Genomic DNA, 19016 nt, shown 5'->3' with positions numbered 1-19016 from the left:
GGTTTTTCCTTTGGTTAGGACTCTTTTCAACGAAGATCCTGATCGATAAGCTCTTTCAGTTGCGATCTTCCTTTTTGGATGCTGTTCAGCCCTTCTCTTAAAACCCTTTCCATGTAAGTCAGGAGCTCGTCAGCGTATTGGTTGGCCTCGAGTTTGATTTCGCGTGCCAGCTCTTCCGCTTTGGTGATGATCTCTTTGGACACGCTCTCCGCTTGTTTGGTAATCTCGCTATGCTCAATTATCCGCGCCGCTTGGTACTTGCTTTCATCAATAATCTGCTGCGCAGCCCGATTAGCCTCATTAAACATCTCCTGCTGCTCCTGTAACAGGCTTCTGGCCTCCTCCAGCTCTCCCGGCAATATGGCCCGGATCCGGTCCATTTTCTCCAAGAGAAAATCAGCATCAATCACTGCCTTACCGGAAAAGGGAATGCGAATGGCCGACTTGATTATTTCTTCCATTTCATCCAGTATGTCCCATAGCTCCATCACAGTTCCTCCTCTCTCTCCCGCTGCCTGTAGTAGATGAGGGCTGACTCACCGTAAACATCGATGCGAAACTGTGCAATAAACGCAAGTCGCTCAGGGAGAGCGTGTTTCCTAGGTACCCTGATTACAAGCGTCCCCCTTTCCGCTAACAAACGGTTATTATCCAAAGCCTGAAGAACTTGAACAAATATCTCAGGCTGGTCAAACGGCGGGTCCACGTATATAACGTCAAAAACCTTTCCCCGCCCGACCAGAATCCTCAAAGCTCTGAAAACATCCATACCTAATACTTCAAAACCGGAAGCAAAACGACACCCGTCAAGGTTCGCATAAATCGTCCTGATCGCGGCCGGGTGTTTTTCGACAAAAACGACATAGGAGGCCCCACGGCTCAGGGCTTCAATGCCAACCTGCCCGCTTCCAGCAAAAACATCTAACAGCCTAGCGTCTTCAATTTCCCCTCCCAAAACATTGAACAGGGCTTCTTTGATACGATCCGTAAGCGGGCGGGTTATAAACCCTGGTGGAGCTTTTAGTTTCTTGCCCCGAGCAGTGCCCGAAATTACTCGCACCCCTCAACTCCCCCAATATTCTTCTTCATTGACCATCTTCTTACCTTCTTTTGGCACGTTTTAAACTGAATTATAGCATAAGAAAAAATTTTTTCTTACCGTGTATGTTTTGTCCATAAACCGGACATCATACTTAATGCCAGGGCAGACACCTGGTAAAACAAACCCTCCCCAACAACTTTACAAAATTCTCCTCTCCCCAAACGAACGGCGGCCTAGGTGGCCGCCACTTTTTGTCATGAATGAATATTTAGTGGCAGACGCGGCAGACTATACTCTGAAGGGAGGCAAATATCGATGAACTTAGATTTCTATCGTGCTTTTTCAATCAGCGTGGACCTTGCACTCGAAGCACGCGATATCATACGGGGTGCAACCGGCAGGGAAATTCCTGGAGTAGAAGAAAGAGTACAGCAGCTTCCGAACGGAAAAGTTACAACCATTACTATTAAAGACAAAAACGCCGAACAGGTAATGGGCAAACCAATGGGAACCTACGTGACCATTGAGGTACAGCGCCTTCGCTTCAAAGACCCTGAAGTTCAAGAAGAGATCAGCCAGGCTGTTGCTCAAGCCTTAACCGCCCTAATGTCTGCTCATTTACGCCCCCAAAGCCACGTATTGATTATCGGATTGGGTAATTGGAAGGCAACGCCCGACTCCTTAGGCCCTAAAACCGTGGAATATATACCTGTTACCAGGCACTTGCATAAATATGCTCCGGAGGCTTTGATTACGGGAATGAGGCCCGTTTCAGCCGTAGCCCCCGGTGTTCTCGGCACCACCGGGATTGAAACCGTCGAAATAATCAAAGGTATCGTTCAAAATGTCAAGTGCGACTTAGTAGTAGTCATAGATGCCTTGGCTGCCCAAAGCACAGAACGAATTGGCACGAGTATTCAAATCTCTAACACAGGCATCCAGCCGGGTTCCGGAATCGGCAACCCTCGAGAACCGATTAATCATGAAACCTTAGGAATCCCGGTAATCGCTATAGGAGTGCCTACGGTCGTGAGCGCCGCCACTATCGCCAACCAAGCCATCCAACGATATTGCCAGAATACCGGGGCCATATTCAACCAAGAAATCAGCCTCAACTCCATTCGTGCCGTCTTGTCTTACTTTGGCGGGAGTCTAACTGTTACCCCCAAGGAAATCGATGACTTAATCGAAAACACCGCCCGCATAGTATCCACCGGTATAAGTTACGCTCTTTTCCCTGGCATTCCTAAGGAAAGCTTTGGTTTCTACACTTCTTAGCGGCCAAAAGTCGAAAAACAAACAAGCGGACAGTCTCTTGACAACTATCCGCTTGTTGAAATGGTGGATATTTAGGCCTGCACATAGTGGCAAAGCTTAATTAGTAGCTTTGACCAGGTTGTCCAGCGTTTTGTACTGACTGCTGAATCTGCTGCTTGGTTTGCTGAAGATCCTGTACCTGATTTAGCGAAACCTGATTTCCACCGGCCAGATTGTTTTCGTAGGCCAAAATCATCTTCTTCACCATCTGGCCCCCGATACTCCCTGCTTGCCGGGTGGTCAGTTCTCCGTTGTAACTGGCATTCAAGGGAACACCGAGTTCAGTAGCTGACTCCTGCTTAAACTGGTCCATGGCCGCCCTAGCTTGAGGAACCAGGATACGATTGTTGGTACCCTTACGCGGCATTTCTATTTCACCTCCTTGTCATTTGTGGTCTTATTTTTCTCGACCCTCGTTGCATATATACTGGTATTATTTTTATCTCTTTTCTTATTTAGTTTCCGATGCCTGACTCTTCTTCTTTTTTTGATTTATACCGATTTCTTGGGAAACCTCGTACTTAACCTTTTCCATTCGCGATGTTTCGTCTTCAAGACGCCGGAGTTCATCCTTTTGTTTCTCCATATTCACACCTCCAACACATAGGTTTTGTAATTTTTTCGCCTTCGATACTGGTAAGAAAATAAAAGCCCACCTTAAGGTGAGCTTTTTGCAATATTTTAGACGCTGATTAACGCAGATTTTTGCGACAATAATTATTGGTTATAGTTGACTTTATTTTCCATTCGGTGTAAGCGTGACAAAGCCTTTGCTAAGTCCTCGTTAAGAGTCAATCCCGCAGCTATCTCCCGGTGAACCGTCTTTAAAAGATGGGTGTCTCGCCCCAAATCAGCTACTCGAAACTGGGGCAGTCCGTGCTGCCGCACGCCCCAAAAATCCCCCGGCCCCCTCATCTCAAGATCCGCCCGGGCTATTTCGAACCCGTCATTCGTAGTTTCCATGAGCTTCAGCCTCGCTCTCGCTTCCTCGGTCTTAGGGTCACCGACCAGTATGCAGTAAGACTGGTCTCCTCCCCGTCCAACCCTTCCTCGCAACTGGTGAAGTTGAGCCAATCCGAACCTCTCCGCGTGTTCCACCACCATCACGGTAGCGTTGGCAACATCTATTCCGACCTCTATGACGCTGGTCGTGACCAGGATATCGATCAGACCCTGCCGGAACCTTTCGGCCACTGCTTCTTTCTCTGGGCTCTTCATGCGCCCGTGTAATAAACCCACCCTTAGCTCCGGAAAAACACAGTTGGCAAGCTCTTGCTGCAAGCTTGTAGCTGCCAACAAGTCTTGCTTCTCCGATTCTTCGACCAGAGGACAAACAATGTAAACTTGCCGTCCCTTATTAACCTGGCGGCGGATAAATTGATACAGTTTGCTCTTCGCCGCTTCCGTAATAAAGAAGGTTCTGACTCGCTTTCGCCCTGGAGGAATCTCATCGATGATAGAAACGTCCATGTCCCCGCATAAGGCCAAAGCCAAGGTGCGCGGTATCGGAGTAGCACTCATAACCAGAGTGTCGGGGTACCCCTTCCCTTTTCCTACCAGGGAAGCCCTCTGTTTTACTCCAAAACGTTGTTGTTCATCGATCACGACCAGGCCCAAGCGAGCAAATTCCACGGTATCGGTAATAAGCGCATGGGTTCCTACCAGGATGTCGAGTTCATGCCTTTTAGCCATTTCAACGATCTTTCGCTTTTCGCTGTAAGGTGTCTTGCCCGTAAGCAAAGCCACTCTTATGGGAACGCGACTCACCAGTCGCAGAAGGGAATTATAGTGCTGAACCGCCAGTATCTCGGTCGGAGCCATAAAAGCAATCTGATAACCGTCTCCGGCCATCTTAGCTGCGGCTAGAGCAGCTACTACAGTTTTCCCCGAACCTACATCCCCCTGCAGTAGCCTGTTCATCGGGTCGGGGCGAGTTAGGTCATCGCGTATCTCTGCCAACACTCTACGCTGGGCCTTAGTCAGCTGAAAAGGCAAGGCAGATATCACTTGTTCAACCAGTTCATCACCACCAAGATGCGCTACTCCCCGTCCCTTCAACTCACCACGCGCTCTATTCTTTAACTGTCTCACGTTCCACTGCCAGAGGAGCAGTTCTTCAAAAGCCAGCCGCCTCCGCGCCGGTTCCACGTCTAGGACATTTTTAGGGAAATGCAAGTTTCTTATCGCAGACTCAATATCGATCAATCCTATTCTTTTCCTAGCAACCGGATCTATGATATCGGGATATTTTTCAGCATATTCCTGCACCACCTGGTAAGCTATGCTACGTAACACCCTCTGGTTCAACCCCTCGGTAGAAGGGTAAAATGGCACAATCCCAACCCGATAGGCAGGACTCCCGCTGTTTAAAGTCTCGTACTGACTTACCCAAAGTTCTGGGTTGCCCCGGATCATATTCACCTTGCCTGTTACCAGAATAGGGATCCCGGGGTGCAATACTTGCTTGATGTATCTTTGGTTGAACCAAACGGCGACGATCCCGGCGTTCCCATCTTCCAGCCAAGCCTTCACTACAACAGTCCCCCGGGCTGACTTGGTCAAACTGATGCTCTTAACAATCCCTTTGACGGTATTCACTTGTCCCACCCGAATCTGATCCAAGCCCTTGGCTGCAGCCCAGTCAAAATAATGTCTGGGAACATGCCACAGCATGTCCCAGACGCTCTCTATCCCCAACCTCTGTAAAGAAGCAAAGCGGCCTGGTCCAACACCCTTAATAAAGCGAATAGATTTCTCTAAGTAACTCAGGTCTACCTCCATGGTCAATTCCTCGAACCGGCACCATATAAGTCCCGAGGCTTGAAACCCCTACTCGACAGATATGAAGTAGTGGTAATGAGGCTGGCCTCCAAAGTGCAGATCAACCTCACAGAAAGGGAAAGTCTCTCCAACCTTCGTCTTCAGCGCTTCCGCGTCCTCGGCGGCAACGTGTTCGCCGTATATGAGGGTAATCAGCTCATGGGTATCAGGATCGACTATCTCGCGGAGGAGGTTCAAGACTACGGCCTCAACGGTTTCTCCTGCCACTCTTACCTCGCCATCAACTAGCCCGATAATGTTACCTGCCTTCATGTCAATCCCGTTTATGACCGTATCCCGAACCGCATAGGTTATTTCCGCACTCTTGATGCTGGCCATCCTTTCTTTCATAGCGGAAATCACGCCTTCCGGATCACCTTCAGCATCATACGCGATAAGAGCTGCCATACCTTCCGTAATGCTTCTGGTGGGAACAACTTCGATCCGTCGCTGGCACAGATATTTTGCTTGTTCGGCCGCCAGGATTACGTTGCTGTTATTAGGCAAAATGATTACCTGCTCCGCATTAACGGCTTCACAGGCCCGAACCAGCTCCTCCGTACTCGGGTTCATGGTCTGCCCTCCTTCGACCACCTGGTCAACCCCTAGGCTCTTAAAAATCTCATTTATGCCAGTACCTGCTGCTACTGCCACGACTCCTAACCTTCGTTTTGGTTCTGCCCAGGAATCCTGAATTATGTTAGATTCCTCCGTCAAGTTACGCTGGCGCTCCTCGCTTTCATCCTGCATGTTATTAATCTTGATATCATGCAGGCTGCCAAATTCGATACATGCCTCAAGTACTTTACCCGGGTGATTGGAATGAATATGCACCTTTATCAGGCTATCATCCCCCACCACCAAAAGCGAATCCCCTATACCTAAAAGCCTGTCCCTGATAGCATCTTGGTCGAGTTTCTGTCCCTGGATGAGCACCTCAGTACAATAGCGAAACTCGAGATCTACCTTCCCTGCTTCCCGTACATCCTGAGGCACATAGCCGGTTTCTTTAGCTACATCCACTACTTGCCCGCTTTCATAAAAGCTCCATGCGTTCAAGGCTCCCTCAAGAAAATATAAAAGCCCCTGCCCTCCAGCATCTACTACCCCGGCTTCCCTTAGAATCGGCAACATCTGCGGGGTCTTGGCTAGTGTTTTTCTCCCTTGATCAAGGCCTGCCTGTAAGGTTCCAATTATATCAAGCCCACTCCCAGCCGCGGTCACCGCTGCCCGGGCTATTTCTTTAACAAAAGTAAGGATGGTACCTTCTACCGGTTTCATAACCGCTCGATAGGCTGTGTCACAGCCTGCCTGCAAAGCCCTACCAAGTTCCAATGAAGTAATCTCTTCTTTACCGTCGAGATACTTAGCCATCCCCCTGAAAACCTGGGATAGTATTACCCCAGAATTGCCACGAGCTCCCATCAGAGAACCCCTGGCCATAGCTTGAGCTACCGTACCTATTGACGTGCTCTTTTCCTTTTCCACCTCTTTGACGGTAGCTACCAGGGTCAAATACATGTTGGTTCCCGTATCTCCATCAGGTACCGGAAAAACGTTCATAGCGTTGACTTTTTCTTTATGTAACTCAAGGTTTGCACAACCGGCTTTCAGCATGTTAGCTAGATCTTGCCCGTTCATTCGTTCTAGGTTCAAATGAATATCCTCCCTACTCCTTGATAACCCTGACACTTTGAACATTTACGTTGACTCTTGCCACCCTAAGCCCCGCAACCTCCTGCATCACGTACCTTATTTTCTGCATAATGTTTAGGGCCACCTCCGATATCTTAGTCCCATAACTGATTACGACGAAAACATCCACGATCAGCCCTTCTTCCTCTTCCTTGACCTCAACCCCTTTTCGCACGGATTCGCGGCCCAGAATATCGCTGACACCATCTGCCCACTTGCGTGGAACCATTCCCACCAAGCCATAACAATCGACCGTGGCCAGGCCTACAACTGTCTCCACGGCTTCTCTACTGATATCCACTTTACCCAACTCGCTCTCAGCAACCAAGAACATACTTACCGCTCCTCCTTGTTACTATATTTATATTCACATCATTGCCTGAGTCCAGAAATGTATACCCGGTTTTCTTGCCCTCTCCCGCCCGTTTTGATACAATGGGAGCGTGTACTTTCAACGAGAGGAGGAAGCAAAAGTGGCCAAGTGTGAAATCTGCGGCAAGGGAATTGTTTTTGGGAAGCAGTACAGCCACTCCCACATAAGAACCAACCGCAAATGGAAACCAAATGTGCAGAAAGTCCGAATTCTGGTTGACGGCCAACCCCAGAAGACATACGTATGTACCCGCTGTCTTCGTTCCGGCAAAGTTCAAAGAGCCATATAGTTGATAACACAAGCCTTAGCCCAGTCTAAGGCTTAAGTTTTGTTTTACCTGTTTAAGGCTTTTAGCCAGTAATCTTGGATTATGCTCTGCCCGTAGGTAATTCCCGGAACTGCCCAGCGAGCATTTAATCCTTGCCAAGTAGGAGCACTTCCCCTGGCTACCAGCCCAAACCGGGGATCACACAGCACCTTTCCTGATGGTAATGATTCCTTGGTTGCATAAGCGTAGAGATGCTGTATGTGGGCTTCTACCCCTGCAGCCGGCGACGAGAATATGGCCCCGTGCACTCCAGGCTGGAACTTTACCATACCAGGATCTGCCCCGTTCAGGGATTCCTGCCCCGTGCAAGCAGAGCCTGTAGCCCACAACCCGCAGTAGTTATTCTGCCACGACTGAACCAGACCCGTGAACTGGAAGTACTCGGTTTCCTTAACCGCCTGGCAAAAAGCCAGATCGCCTCTGATTCCATATTCAGAACCTATTTGGAGGTAAAGATCTACAAGCTCGAGCGGTATCGGCTGGAAAACCCGGCCGTTCTGCTCCATCTTAGCCTGGATCCTCGGGGTTTCTGCCTGTATCCAGGATTTTAGCTGGTCGGCAGTAGCAATCGACTTCCCTTTGATCTCCAGAGACCAGGTGGGAATAACTGTACCGTCGGGCAATTGTATTTCTTTTGTATACTTCTGAAGCTCTTTCAAGGCCGTCTGGAATAACTGAAGGTCAGCCTCGCTGAACGTGGAAATATCTTTCGAAGTCAGATCCTGTGTATTGATTACCGTCCCGTCCGACAACTTCAGGTTGGTATGATAGCTGGCTAGTTCCTGTACCAAACGCGTCTTGTCTGCGTTTTCATCAACCCCTCCGTTAGGACCCCCGGTGGAATCCTCGGTAGAATCGGAAGCCACAGGATTAGAAGTGACAAACACGGTCCGCGTAGCAGCATCCCAGGTCACCTGACACCCCAGGGCCTGGCCGATGACCCTCATAGGAACCACAGTTCTCCCTAACCTGGTTACCATTACCCTGCCATACTCAGGCGGTATGACCAGAACCTGCCCATTTATTACGACCTCAATATCGCTCCGATTCCCGTTCCTTAAAACAGGTTGGGCTACTGGCGAAACCACAGCACCTGGAGTGTAAATTACCACTTGCCTGGTACTTGCCCGCCATTCAACCCGGGCTCCGAGTCCTTCGCTAATAACCCGGAGCGGGACATATGTACGTCCCTGCAGGCAAAACGGTGCCTGGTCGCCCGCTGGCACCTTTATCGAGCTACCATTTATCATTATCTTAAGCCCGTTATCGGCTGCGTGAGCCGAAGGAAGATAACCGAAAAACATCCCCAACCAGGCCATAACAGTGAAAATGACCAAGGCTCTTCTCACGTCAGTCTTCACTCCTCCACCCTCGTAAGTGTCTCACGTTTTCTCATATAATCATGTATACGACACCCTCAGCCAACATCCTGCCTTCCCGCCGCAATATCAAAAATGCCCCGCTTTTTCTCATAGAAAGCTGCTTAGGTCGCAAAGCTCACCTTTGGCCTCCATCTCTTTCAGTTTCTTTTCCGCCTCTTCTACCTGCTGGGAACTGACCACGCCTTTCTTTATTAACCGTTGCACCAAATCCCGGTTCTGTTCCAGTATTTCTCTTAGTCTAGCCGGATCCCTGGTCCTCTTTACTTGGGCAGCTATTACTCCAAGCCGTAATTTATCAACAGTCCCAATTCTAGAATCCGTTAGAGCACCGCTTAATCCTTTATACTCCTCCATTTCCTTCCCGCTCCTCCTATCATCATCGCCTGGCCCAATCATTGCTTTTTTCCCGGTGATTGCAACCACAGGCGCTTCCCTCAATGCAAAGGCCTGTCCAGTTGTTACGAACAATCGTTGCGCCATGGTACCGGTCCCAGTAATCAACATCTTACCATAAATTCTCGAAAATTCGAACCTCAGTCTGGTAATGACCAACCTAGTGTTTCGGTAGGAAAATCTAAAAGCCGGTTGTTCGATGGAAAAGCAATGAACAATGAATACCGATCCGGGCCCCTGATTTTTGTTACCCAAGGTTTTTCATCCTGCTATAATATAGTCGTGGGCCTGTGACCGGTTCTGTAGCCGCGGAAGTGAGGAGATACGAGATAATGTCGCGCAAGACTAGGGTTCTGGTAGTCGATGACGAAAAGCTGAGTTTTAGACTCTTGGAACAGATATTTGCCAAAGAGGATTGGGAATCTTTCTGGGCGGCGACCGGCAGCTCCGGTATTGAGATGGCCAAGTTGTTGGAGCCTGATATTATTTTGTTGGATTTGGTTCTACCCGACAAGAACGGTTTCGAGGTTTGCGCTGCGCTCAAGGAAAATGAACTCACAAAAGATATCCCCGTGATATTTGTCACGTCGCGCAACGACCGGGAAGCTATTGTGAAGGCCTTTGAAGAGGGAGCAGTAGATTTTGTCACCAAGCCTTTTTTCCTCGAGGAAATATGGGTGCGAGTCAAGACTCAGCTCAAACTGAAACAGTATGCAGACGAACTCAAAGAAAAGAACGAGCAGCTGTCGCTGTTGGCCGAAAAGCTCCAAATACTGTCTTTGACCGACGAGTTGATGCTGATAGGAAACCGCCGCGCCTTCGAAATGGAAATCGAAAGAGTTCACAACCAGGCCGTAAGATTACATCAACCGTATTGTTTACTCATCGCCGACATTGACTTCTTTAAAAAATTCAATGATTACTTCGGACACCAGGCCGGTGACCGTGTTCTCAGAACCCTAGGGGAGATATTCAAAAACTCCGTCCGCTCCTACGACTTCGTGGCTCGCTACGGAGGAGAAGAAATCGTAGTCATCCTTCCTCAGACGGACTGTCCCGACGGAATGCGCATTGCACAACGCATCCAGGAAGAAATCGCGAAGAAAAACATCGTGCATCCTGCTAACCCGCCACATAACCGTCTTACCGTCAGTATAGGTATCAGCTGTTTCCAACCGGACAATCCGGACTTCAGTTACTACGAGATCATCCGCAAAGCTGACCAAGCGCTGTACCTAGCCAAGAACGCTGGTAGAAACTCAATCAGAGTATTTAGAGAAGAGTAACAACTGTCAGAAGGAAGCCCGCATGCGATTCACTTGAGGATGTGATTCGCTATAACCATCTTTTGGACCTCAGCCGTTCCTTCATAGATCTGAGTTATCTTAGCATCCCTCATATAGCGCTCCACCGGGTGGTCTTTTATATAGCCATGCCCTCCCAGCACCTGTACCGCCTCTGTAGTAACCCACATAGCCACGTCGCCAGCGAACACCTTCGCGAAGGCGCTTTCTTTGGAGTAAGGAAAACCGTTTTCTTGGAGCCAGGCCGCTTGATAGGTCAAAAGACGAGCTGCTTCAATCCTCGTCGCCATATCAGCCAGCTTAAACTGTATAGCTTGAAAAGTAGCTATTGGCTTCTCGAACTGAATCCTCTCCTTCGCGTACCTGAGAGCGTATTCGTAAGCCGCTTGGGCAATACCCACAGCCTGAGCTGCCACTCCGATTCGACCCCCGTCCAAAGTCCTCATAGCTATGGCAAAGCCTTCTCCTACCTGTCCCAACAGGTTCTCCCTCGGTATGCGGCAGTTATCGAACACCAGTTGGCACGTAGCTGAACCACGAATACCCATCTTGTCATCCTGCCTACCAAAAGTAAACCCCGGGGAACCCTTTTCAACCACCAGGGCGCATGTATTACGGTGCCTGTCATCGGCGCTGCCTGTCCGCGCCATCACAATGTAGATGTCCGCGTAGGGAGCATTAGTGGTAAATAACTTGGTGCCGTCCAAGACCCACTCATCTCCCTCTAGCCGACAACGGGTTCGTATGCTGCTGGCATCACTCCCCGCCCAAGGCTCCGTCATAGCAAACGCCCCCATCTTTTCGCCTGACGTCAGCATCCTTAGATACTTCGCCTTTTGCTCTGGTCGAGCGTATTCATGAATAGGCCAGCAGCAAAGCGAAATATGGGAAGAAAGAGTTATGCCGGTAGCGGCACACACGCGCGATAATTCTTCTACCGCGATGATGTAGCTGAGATAGCCAAGTCCGGCTCCACCGTACTCTTGCTCAAACGGGATGCCACACAAGTCCAGCTCTGCCATCTTGCGCCATATACTGGGATCAAACCTTTGTTCCCGATCCCTTTCCGCAGCAGTCGGTAGTATCTCATTCTCGGCGAAATCCCTCACCATTTTCTTGAACATCTGCTGATCTTCGCTCAGTCGGAAATGCACGGTTCCCCCTCCCTCACCAGTGTACGCCAATCCCTTTGGTTTTTGCAAGCAAGGGCAATATACTCCACTAACATCCATTATAAACATAAAAAAAACTGGGATAATAACTACTTCCCAGTTTCTAGTCGGAACCGTGTGCTCGTATCCATGATTTTGTAAAAGGGCTGGTTATGGATAGCTTAACCGAGCCCATAAATTCCCTGTATACTTTTCCATGCACTACCATCCACTACTACCACATAAAAAAAAGCCGCCGCTCTACGATACAGGCATCTATCTGTGGGCAGACCACTAGACACGTCACTGTATCAACAAGGTTTCCAGCCACTAAGGCAAAACCTTCTATTCAAGTTCCGTACCGTAGAGCAGCATGGCGAGGGAGTCAAAACTAAACCGTTAACCATTAGTTATTATACCCACACCCTATAGAAGATGCAATTAATGTGCCAAGTTTTGTCCGTCTCCTAAGCTTTTTTCTCGCTTATACGCCGGTCCCAGGAATGCCCGTCCAGCCTGAACTTCTCAGAAGACAACTTTGAGCTTGGGCTTGAAGAAACTCGCGGCGGGCGAACAGGTTGATGTCATTCGACATCACATCTTGATTTTCGATGCTTAGCTGCATCCCCGGACGCCCACCCTGCAAGACCGACACCCTTCTTGCTCAATTGTTATATATTTCACAGCGGTTTTCGCCTTTACAAGCCCTAACCAGGATAGCATTTAGTCGCTAACGATGCCCTACGACATCGCACACTACTGCGCACTAGTGCATCGATTATTGCCCTATTGCATCAATATCGTTAGGTATTCACAGCGGTTCGGTGGGTACCTAACCCGTACTTTGCCGCTTTCCTGACCACGGTTGACTGGTTTACGCCTAACTCTTTGGCTATTTTACGGGTTGTTTTGTACTTGGCAAAAGCCTTCTCCAGCAATTGCTTTTCCAAGGCTTCAATGGCATACCTCAACGGAATTACTTCCGAGACTGCTATCTCAGAAGTGACCTGATTAGCCCTGCTTCCTCCCAAATAGGGCGGCAAGTCTTCGCAGGTTATGGTATCGTGCGCAGTAGTAACAACCAATCGTTCAATCAAGTTTTCTAATTCACGTACGTTACCGGGCCAGTTATACTGCATGAAAGCGTCGATCACCTCTGGTGCCACTCGCTTGTGCAAACTGTACCTCTGGTTATACTTGTTAAGAAAATGGCTCACAAAAGCGGGAATCTCCTCCAAACGCTCGCGCAGAGGAGGAACTACCAGAGGTACCACGTTTAAACGGTAAAAGAGGTCTTCACGGAACAGTTTCTCTTCCACCATTTTAGCCAGGTCTCGGTTAGTACCTGCGATTATACGGACATCTATGGGGATAGACTTGGTTCCGCCTACCCGGGTGATTTCCCGATCCTGCAGCACCCTTAGCAGTTTCACCTGCAGGTTCAGGGGCAATTCGCCTATTTCGTCTAAGAACAGGATGCCCCCGCCGGCCAGTTCAAAGGTCCCGGCTTTACCCTCTTTTCTGGCCCCGGTAAAAGCCCCTTCCTCATAACCGAAGAGCTCCGACTCCAAAAGGTTCTCGGGAATCGCACCGCAGTTAACCTTGATGAAAGGCCCCTTGCGCCGGGGGCTGTTGGCGTGAATAGTCTCCGCGATTAACTCTTTGCCGACCCCGGATTCCCCTTGTATCAGTATCGTGGAATCTACTTGAGCCAGCCGTACCACCAACTCCATGAGGTTCTCCATCTTCGCAGAACTGATAACCATGTGCTGCCACTCCGCATATTTCATACGCAGTTGCTGTAATTGGGTAGCATAGTGTTTCGACAACCCCTGCATCCGCTCCAGCTTATCCCGCAGTTCCGTAAGCTCAGTGATATCCCGGCAGTTGGTCAAAACCCGTACAACTTCTCCCTTTTGGTTGAATATTGGGTTACCTGTAACCAAGATTATTTTCCCAGCACCGGTTTTCTCCAGCAAGGTAACGGGTTCCCGTTTCTCAATAGCCAGCAAAGTGACTGAATCGGAAAAGTAACCCGTGTCCACCAGTTCCCTCATGTTTTTGCCCAGCATTTCTTCCCCTTTGAGGCCAGTAGTCCTTTCCAAAGCCTTGTTTAACCTAACCACAACCCCGTTCCCGTCGGTAACGAAAAGCCCGTCATAGGAAGACTCGAAGATGGCGTCTAGTTCCGCGTTTAACTCTTTGGTGTACTCCAATTCTCGTGATATCTCTTCCAGTTCCGTGATATCCTGAAAAACCGCAACCGCCCCTATGATTTCCCCGTCTTTGATAATCGGTGCGTGGTTCGAAATCAAGGTCTTGTTGTTGATGTTCACCCTCACCGCGTACCTGGCTTCACCGGTTTTCAGGGTTTCCAGTATCTTGGTGGTGGGAAAACAGGCTTTGGCGTTTTTGCCCAGAACCGCCTCTGCCGATTTCCCCAAGAGCCTTTCGGCAGCCCGGTTGAATACCCTGATGTCCCCACGGCGATCCACAGACAGTATCCCGTTGTGAACCGAATCGAGTATGGTCACCAACTCGCTGCCTACCTTTTGCAACTGCTCCAGGAACACCTTGGTGGTATCAGTCCGGGTAAACATACCTACGACTTTCTTACCTTCGACAATAGGCAGCCTTCCGAACTGGGCTTTTTGGATGGCAACCTCGCCCCCCATAAACCCGTGTAAGGGGTCGATGACCTTGGTCCCCGATATCTCTTCCGGTCCTTGATAGAAATCGTCGATGTCGTCCTCTGGCCCTGCGGTTATTATGTTGTCCTTAGTCATCAAGTCTCTTACCGGTGTATCGAGATCCCTTCCTTCGGCCACTACCCGCATTATATGGCTTTTGGTAAAAAGCCCGATGAGCTCACCCCACTCGTTTACTACTGGAGCACCGTCGATACGTCTTCCTAAGAAAATCGAGGCGACCTCTCTAACCGTCTGGTCAGGGCTCAAAGTCAGCGGATTAGGGGTCATAACTTCTTTAAACTTCATAGCTCTCCCTCACCCCATCCAGTTTCATCTTGTTTTCCCCATTAACTTATTCTATAACACAAGCAGCTCTAATTCGATAGCAACATCGCCCCTATCAGTTCACGAATCATAAACTTACAGCGGGGTTTCTCCAACCCCGCTGTTACGGAGATTCCTCAAATATCAGCACCTTCTCTAAAATGCAACCGGAACCTGTAAAACCACAAAACTTTCTCCAGCCTGTCCAGACCTTCGAATTCTAAGCCACAACCGTTTGCGAACCCCGCTTGTTGCTTCTCCTCCAGATCTTCATTTTTTCAGCTTCGGCAATCAGCTGGTCCCGGAAGTCAGGATGAGCGATGTTGATTATAGCTTCAGCTCTTTCCCAGGTACTCAATCCCTTTAGGTTAGCCATTCCATATTCGGTAACAATTATGTGCGTCGCCGTACGAGGGTCGGTAACAATGCTTCCCGGAGTCAAAGTAGGAACTATTCTGGATTTAAGTTCTCCTTTCTTACCATAGGTTGAGGATAAACAGATGAAACTCTTCCCTCCTCGGGAATCATACGCCCCCTGCACGAAATCAAGCTGTCCCCCGGTGCCGCTTATGTGTCGAATACCTGAAGACTCCGAACAAACCTGCCCGAATAAGTCTATCTCAATCGCGTTGTTTATGGAAATAAAGTTGTCCAGCTTGGCTACCTGAGAGGGATGATTGGTATAATCTACGGGATAGCTGGCTACTCCGGGATTATCGTTCACGAACTCGTACAGTTTATTCGTACCTGCTCCAAAAGCAAAAGCCTGCCGGAAGCGATCAATGGATTTTCTGGCTCCCGTTATTTTCCCAGCATTGTAAATATCAACGAACGCGTCGACGTACATCTCGGTGTGTACCCCGAGATCCTTCAAGTCGGACTCGGCTATCATCGTCCCGACCGCATTTGGCATCCAGCCTGTCCCCAGCTGCAGACAAGCTCCGTCGCCAATCTGGCTCACTATTAATTCTGCTACTCTTTTGTCCACTTCCGTAGGTGGAGCCGACGGAAGCTGAGCCAGAGGAGGATTGGGTCCTTCTACAATGTAGTCTACCTTAGATATGTGAATCTCGCTCTCGTACCCCCCCAAACACCTCGGCATGTTTTCGTTGACTTCAACGATGATGATCTTGGCTCGCTCGCAGACTGCCATCATGTGCGATGTTTGCGGTCCAAAATTGAAGTAACCGTGCCTGTCCATAGGGGCTACTTGGAACATCGCCACATCTACATCTTTAACGTGGTTACGATAGTACCGGGGTAGTTCATTGTACTTGATGGGGCCGTAATATCCACAACCCATCTCGTAGATTTTGCGATCAACTCCCATAAAATGCCAGCTCATCCACGTGAAATGGTCTCCCGGGTTTTCAATCTTGAATATTTCTGGCATCCACAGGGTTACTCCGCCTCTGACTTTTACGTCGGTAAGCTCCTCGGCCCGGGCGGCTAGGGCTTTGTCCAGTTCATATGCATGTCCGACGCACCAGCCGTAATCAACCCAGTCCCCCGATTTTACAACCTTGACTGCCTGCTCTGCTGTGACTAGCTTGCTTCTGTACTCATCCATCAACCCCACTACAAAACACCCTCCTTCTCTCATTTATCTTTTTATTTTGGTGCCTAATAAAAAAAGGCCGCCGCTCTATGATACAGGCAACTTGTACGGGTACTTGGTTATCATTCTTCCTATGACACCTGCTACTCTTACCTCTACTAGAGAATCCTATTGCCCCTTACACCCCTGCACCATAGAGCAGCATGGCGAGGGAGTCGATCTCTTTCTCTAGGTCGATGCGCTGTTATACTCGTATCCCAATGACTACATATAAGCAACTACCGTGCCATGTGACCCCTCCTTAATGATAAACGCCCGCCACACCGCGGTTTACCCGGACCTTTCTAGCTTCAATTCACCGCAAATCGTATCTCTTTAAGTCATAGAAAACACTTAACAGCTTGTTTGTGATGCACTTTATCATCATGTCATCCCCCACGTCTGATGCCATCGCGCATCTCGCAGACCTGCGCTCTCACCGTCAAAACAATATATTCCGCGCCGCGGGGCGATTGACGCCTATTTATGTCGCTCTTCAGTATCTTGCTGCCACCGACAAAGTAAATCGGTAGATGTCGCTCTGCATCTTATGATGCGCTGTTGCAACTGCTCTACACAAAAGAAGGCGAGGTCTATAGACCCCGCCGACGTTTCAGTAGTTATATTTTCCCTGGTCTAATCGTACCTTAAAACACGAGCTTGCTTCGACCCCCTGGCTATCACGTTTACATATATGCCTCTTCTGGCAGATCGATAGCGCTGGTGTCCGCTGCCTTCATGGCCTTGTCGATACCAAACACGTTAGGTACAACGTTCATAACATAGAACTTGGCGCTTGCGATCTTGCCCTTGTAGAAATTGGCATCGTAATGGTCTTCGCCTAGTTCAGCCAGTTTCTTGGCTGCTAACAAACCCTGGTCGAGCAGAAGCTGGCCGCACTTAACCATGGCAGTCGCGTGCAGTATGCGAGTTGCGAATAACGGTGTTAGTTCGGGACGGGTAGCTTTCCAGGACTCGTTAGTCGCTAAGATTTGTTTGTAGGTGGCAAACGCCTCTTCCATCATCGCGAATTCGTTAGCAAACTCCGGCGTCTTCTTCTGGGCTATGAATTCACCAATAGCGTCGACCCACTTCCTAAACGGTTCTCCCTTCTTCATGGAGAACTTGCGGCCGGTAAGGTCATTGGCCTGGATGAAGTTAGTTCCTTCCCATATAGCGTAGATCTTGCAGTCACGTGCCAGTGAAGCCGGAGCGTACTCTTCCATATAGCCGTAACCGCCGTGACACTGGATAGCTTCCGCAGTCAATAACCAAGCCATATCGGAGGAGTATGCTTTGCACAGCGGGTTCTGAATCATGAAGACGTCGTCAGCCCACTCCCGCTCTGCTGGGTCAGGGGAATCGTGAATCAGGTCGACATGGAAATAGGTCGAGTAGATGAGAGCTCTAATCGCTTCCATACAGGACTTCTGATACATGAGCATGCGCCTGACGTCCTCGTGCTCGATTATACGTACAGCCGGCCCTTTCGGGTTTTTGAAGGACGGGCTCTGCACGCGAATTTTGGTGTAGTCTAGAGCTGCATAGTATGCCGATGTGATGGTTCCAAGAGCGAACAACCCGGTGTTCAGGCGCTCTTCGTTCATCATCTGGAACATGTAGGACAGGCCTTTGCCGCGCCCTCCTACCGGCTCCTCGCCTACTAGATAGCCGTAGCAGTTATCGTTCTCGCCAAACGCCAGGGTACAGGTAGAGGATCCATGGAGCCCCATCTTGTGCTCGATGCCGACGGTGGTTACGTCGTTCCAGCCCCCCACGTTCCCGTTCTCATCTACCCAGAACTTAGGAACAATAAACAACGAAATACCGGCGGTGCCAGGCAGAGCATCCGGGGTCTTAGCCAAAACCATGTGAATTATATTCTTGCTCAGATCGTGGTCCCCCGAAGTAATGAAGCACTTCTGTCCCTTAATCTTGTAGATCCCTTTCTTGTCCGTAGGGAATGCGCGGGTAGCAACCGCGTTCAGGTCAGAACCAGCCTGGGGCTCGGTCAGACACATGGTTCCAGCCCATTCGCCCGTATACATTTTAGGCAGGAAAAGGTTCTTCAGAAACTCTGAACAGTTATATTGAATAATGGTGGTCGCCCCTTGGGTCAGGCACCAAAACATGACGATAGCCGGCGACGCAGCCGTCTGCATCTCCAGGATGGGGGCGTACCAGCTGAGCGGCATGCGCCCTTCCGCGGAACGGTCTCCAAACTGTGGGCCCAACCCGGCTTCCATCACCGTATTATAGACTTTCTTGAAGGACTCTGGACTCACAACCGCCTGCTCGTTGCCGCCGACAAACTTCATTCCAATCTCATCTGCGTCCTTGTTGGCCGGGCACATTACATCGCGGCAGACCTTGTAGTTGACGTCGAGGATAGAATCAAAATCGTCAACTCCGTAGTAGTCTTTGTAGGCATCCATGGACAGCAGCCTTTCCGTCTCCAGCCATTCTTTAATAACAAACTTAATATCGCGCGTCTGGAGCAAATAGTTATTATGAGGCACAACAATTCCCTCCTTACTATTTATGTCTGACTATGTCTTCCCGCCAATATCATTGGCTTTCAGACCGTCATCCAGTCTCTG

16 protein-coding genes and 1 pseudogene are annotated in these 19016 nt (G+C 49.5%); 3 read left to right on the top strand and 14 right to left on the bottom strand.

Annotation, left to right across the window (positions count from 1 at the left end):
• Window positions 1-26 precede the first annotated feature (26 nt).
• Both SLIP_RS04415 and rsmD read right to left on the bottom strand, forming a co-directional pair.
• Window positions 27-488 (bottom strand): ATP synthase subunit B family protein, encoded by a 462-nt coding sequence (locus SLIP_RS04415; protein ID WP_013175078.1) that lies wholly within the window; start codon window positions 486-488, stop codon window positions 27-29.
• Complete coding sequence (rsmD, locus tag SLIP_RS04410; protein WP_013175077.1) at window positions 488-1060, bottom strand: 16S rRNA (guanine(966)-N(2))-methyltransferase RsmD; 573 nt, start codon at window positions 1058-1060, stop codon at window positions 488-490. Before rsmD ends, SLIP_RS04415 begins: the two co-directional genes overlap by 1 nt.
• Before the next feature lie 297 nt (window positions 1061-1357).
• Between rsmD and gpr the strand changes: the two genes are divergently transcribed.
• Window positions 1358-2320 (top strand): GPR endopeptidase, encoded by a 963-nt coding sequence (gene gpr / locus SLIP_RS04405; protein WP_013175076.1) that lies wholly within the window; start codon window positions 1358-1360, stop codon window positions 2318-2320.
• A 208-nt stretch (window positions 2321-2528) separates the two neighbouring features.
• Here gpr and SLIP_RS12885 read toward each other — a convergent pair.
• The 5 genes and pseudogenes from SLIP_RS12885 to SLIP_RS04385 all read right to left on the bottom strand — a co-directional run.
• A pseudogene (locus SLIP_RS12885) lies at window positions 2529-2726 on the bottom strand (alpha/beta-type small acid-soluble spore protein); the annotation flags it as partial.
• A gap of 84 nt (window positions 2727-2810) precedes the next feature.
• On the bottom strand, window positions 2811-2945 hold the full coding sequence (locus tag SLIP_RS12325) for a small, acid-soluble spore protein, alpha/beta type (RefSeq protein WP_013175074.1): 135 nt from the start codon (window positions 2943-2945) through the stop codon (window positions 2811-2813).
• 131 nt (window positions 2946-3076) lie between these two features.
• A complete protein-coding gene (recG, locus tag SLIP_RS04395) occupies window positions 3077-5140 on the bottom strand; it encodes an ATP-dependent DNA helicase RecG (RefSeq protein WP_013175073.1) in 2064 nt (687 codons plus the stop codon).
• A 48-nt stretch (window positions 5141-5188) separates the two neighbouring features.
• Window positions 5189-6835: a DAK2 domain-containing protein gene (locus SLIP_RS04390; protein WP_013175072.1), complete on the bottom strand. Its 1647-nt coding sequence runs from the start codon at window positions 6833-6835 to the stop codon at window positions 5189-5191.
• Between the two features lie 13 nt (window positions 6836-6848).
• Window positions 6849-7208 carry an Asp23/Gls24 family envelope stress response protein gene (locus SLIP_RS04385; RefSeq protein ID WP_013175071.1) on the bottom strand — a complete coding sequence of 120 codons (360 nt, stop codon included), beginning with the start codon at window positions 7206-7208 and terminating at the stop codon, window positions 6849-6851.
• Between the two features lie 139 nt (window positions 7209-7347).
• On the opposite strand from SLIP_RS04385, the gene rpmB reads away from it, so the two are divergent.
• Complete coding sequence (rpmB, locus tag SLIP_RS04380) at window positions 7348-7536, top strand: 50S ribosomal protein L28 (protein ID WP_013175070.1); 189 nt, start codon at window positions 7348-7350, stop codon at window positions 7534-7536.
• A 44-nt stretch (window positions 7537-7580) separates the two neighbouring features.
• On the opposite strand, the gene SLIP_RS04375 is transcribed toward rpmB, so the two are convergent.
• Complete coding sequence (locus SLIP_RS04375; protein WP_242649122.1) at window positions 7581-8936, bottom strand: stalk domain-containing protein; 1356 nt, start codon at window positions 8934-8936, stop codon at window positions 7581-7583.
• A 108-nt stretch (window positions 8937-9044) separates the two neighbouring features.
• Window positions 9045-9311, bottom strand: a complete 267-nt coding sequence (locus tag SLIP_RS12550) for a hypothetical protein (protein ID WP_148216512.1) — start codon at window positions 9309-9311, stop codon at window positions 9045-9047.
• Window positions 9312-9682: 371 nt separating this feature from the next.
• Between SLIP_RS12550 and SLIP_RS04365 the strand changes: the two genes are divergently transcribed.
• A complete protein-coding gene (locus SLIP_RS04365) occupies window positions 9683-10636 on the top strand; it encodes a diguanylate cyclase (protein WP_013175067.1) in 954 nt (317 codons plus the stop codon).
• A 29-nt stretch (window positions 10637-10665) separates the two neighbouring features.
• Here the strand turns inward: SLIP_RS04365 and SLIP_RS04360 are convergent, their stop codons facing one another.
• From SLIP_RS04360 to SLIP_RS04345, 5 genes are all read right to left on the bottom strand, one after another.
• Entirely contained in the window at window positions 10666-11808 is a 1143-nt protein-coding gene (locus SLIP_RS04360) for an acyl-CoA dehydrogenase (RefSeq protein ID WP_013175066.1), read from the bottom strand.
• Between the two features lie 481 nt (window positions 11809-12289).
• Window positions 12290-12430 (bottom strand): hypothetical protein, encoded by a 141-nt coding sequence (locus SLIP_RS12715; protein WP_169303745.1) that lies wholly within the window; start codon window positions 12428-12430, stop codon window positions 12290-12292.
• A 178-nt stretch (window positions 12431-12608) separates the two neighbouring features.
• Window positions 12609-14801, bottom strand: a complete 2193-nt coding sequence (locus tag SLIP_RS04355; RefSeq protein WP_013175065.1) for a sigma 54-interacting transcriptional regulator — start codon at window positions 14799-14801, stop codon at window positions 12609-12611.
• Window positions 14802-15039: 238 nt separating this feature from the next.
• Entirely contained in the window at window positions 15040-16398 is a 1359-nt protein-coding gene (locus tag SLIP_RS04350; RefSeq protein WP_013175064.1) for a butyryl-CoA:acetate CoA-transferase, read from the bottom strand.
• 704 nt (window positions 16399-17102) lie between these two features.
• The gene (locus SLIP_RS04345) at window positions 17103-18935 is read right to left on the bottom strand and encodes an acyl-CoA dehydrogenase family protein (RefSeq protein WP_013175063.1); all 1833 of its coding nucleotides are present in this window, start codon (window positions 18933-18935) and stop codon (window positions 17103-17105) included.
• Window positions 18936-19016 lie beyond the last annotated feature (81 nt).

It is taken from the genome of Syntrophothermus lipocalidus DSM 12680, assembly GCF_000092405.1.
GTDB classification, from domain to species: Bacteria; Bacillota; Syntrophomonadia; order Syntrophomonadales; family Syntrophothermaceae; genus Syntrophothermus; species Syntrophothermus lipocalidus.
This window is presented reverse-complemented; position numbering and strand designations above follow the sequence as displayed.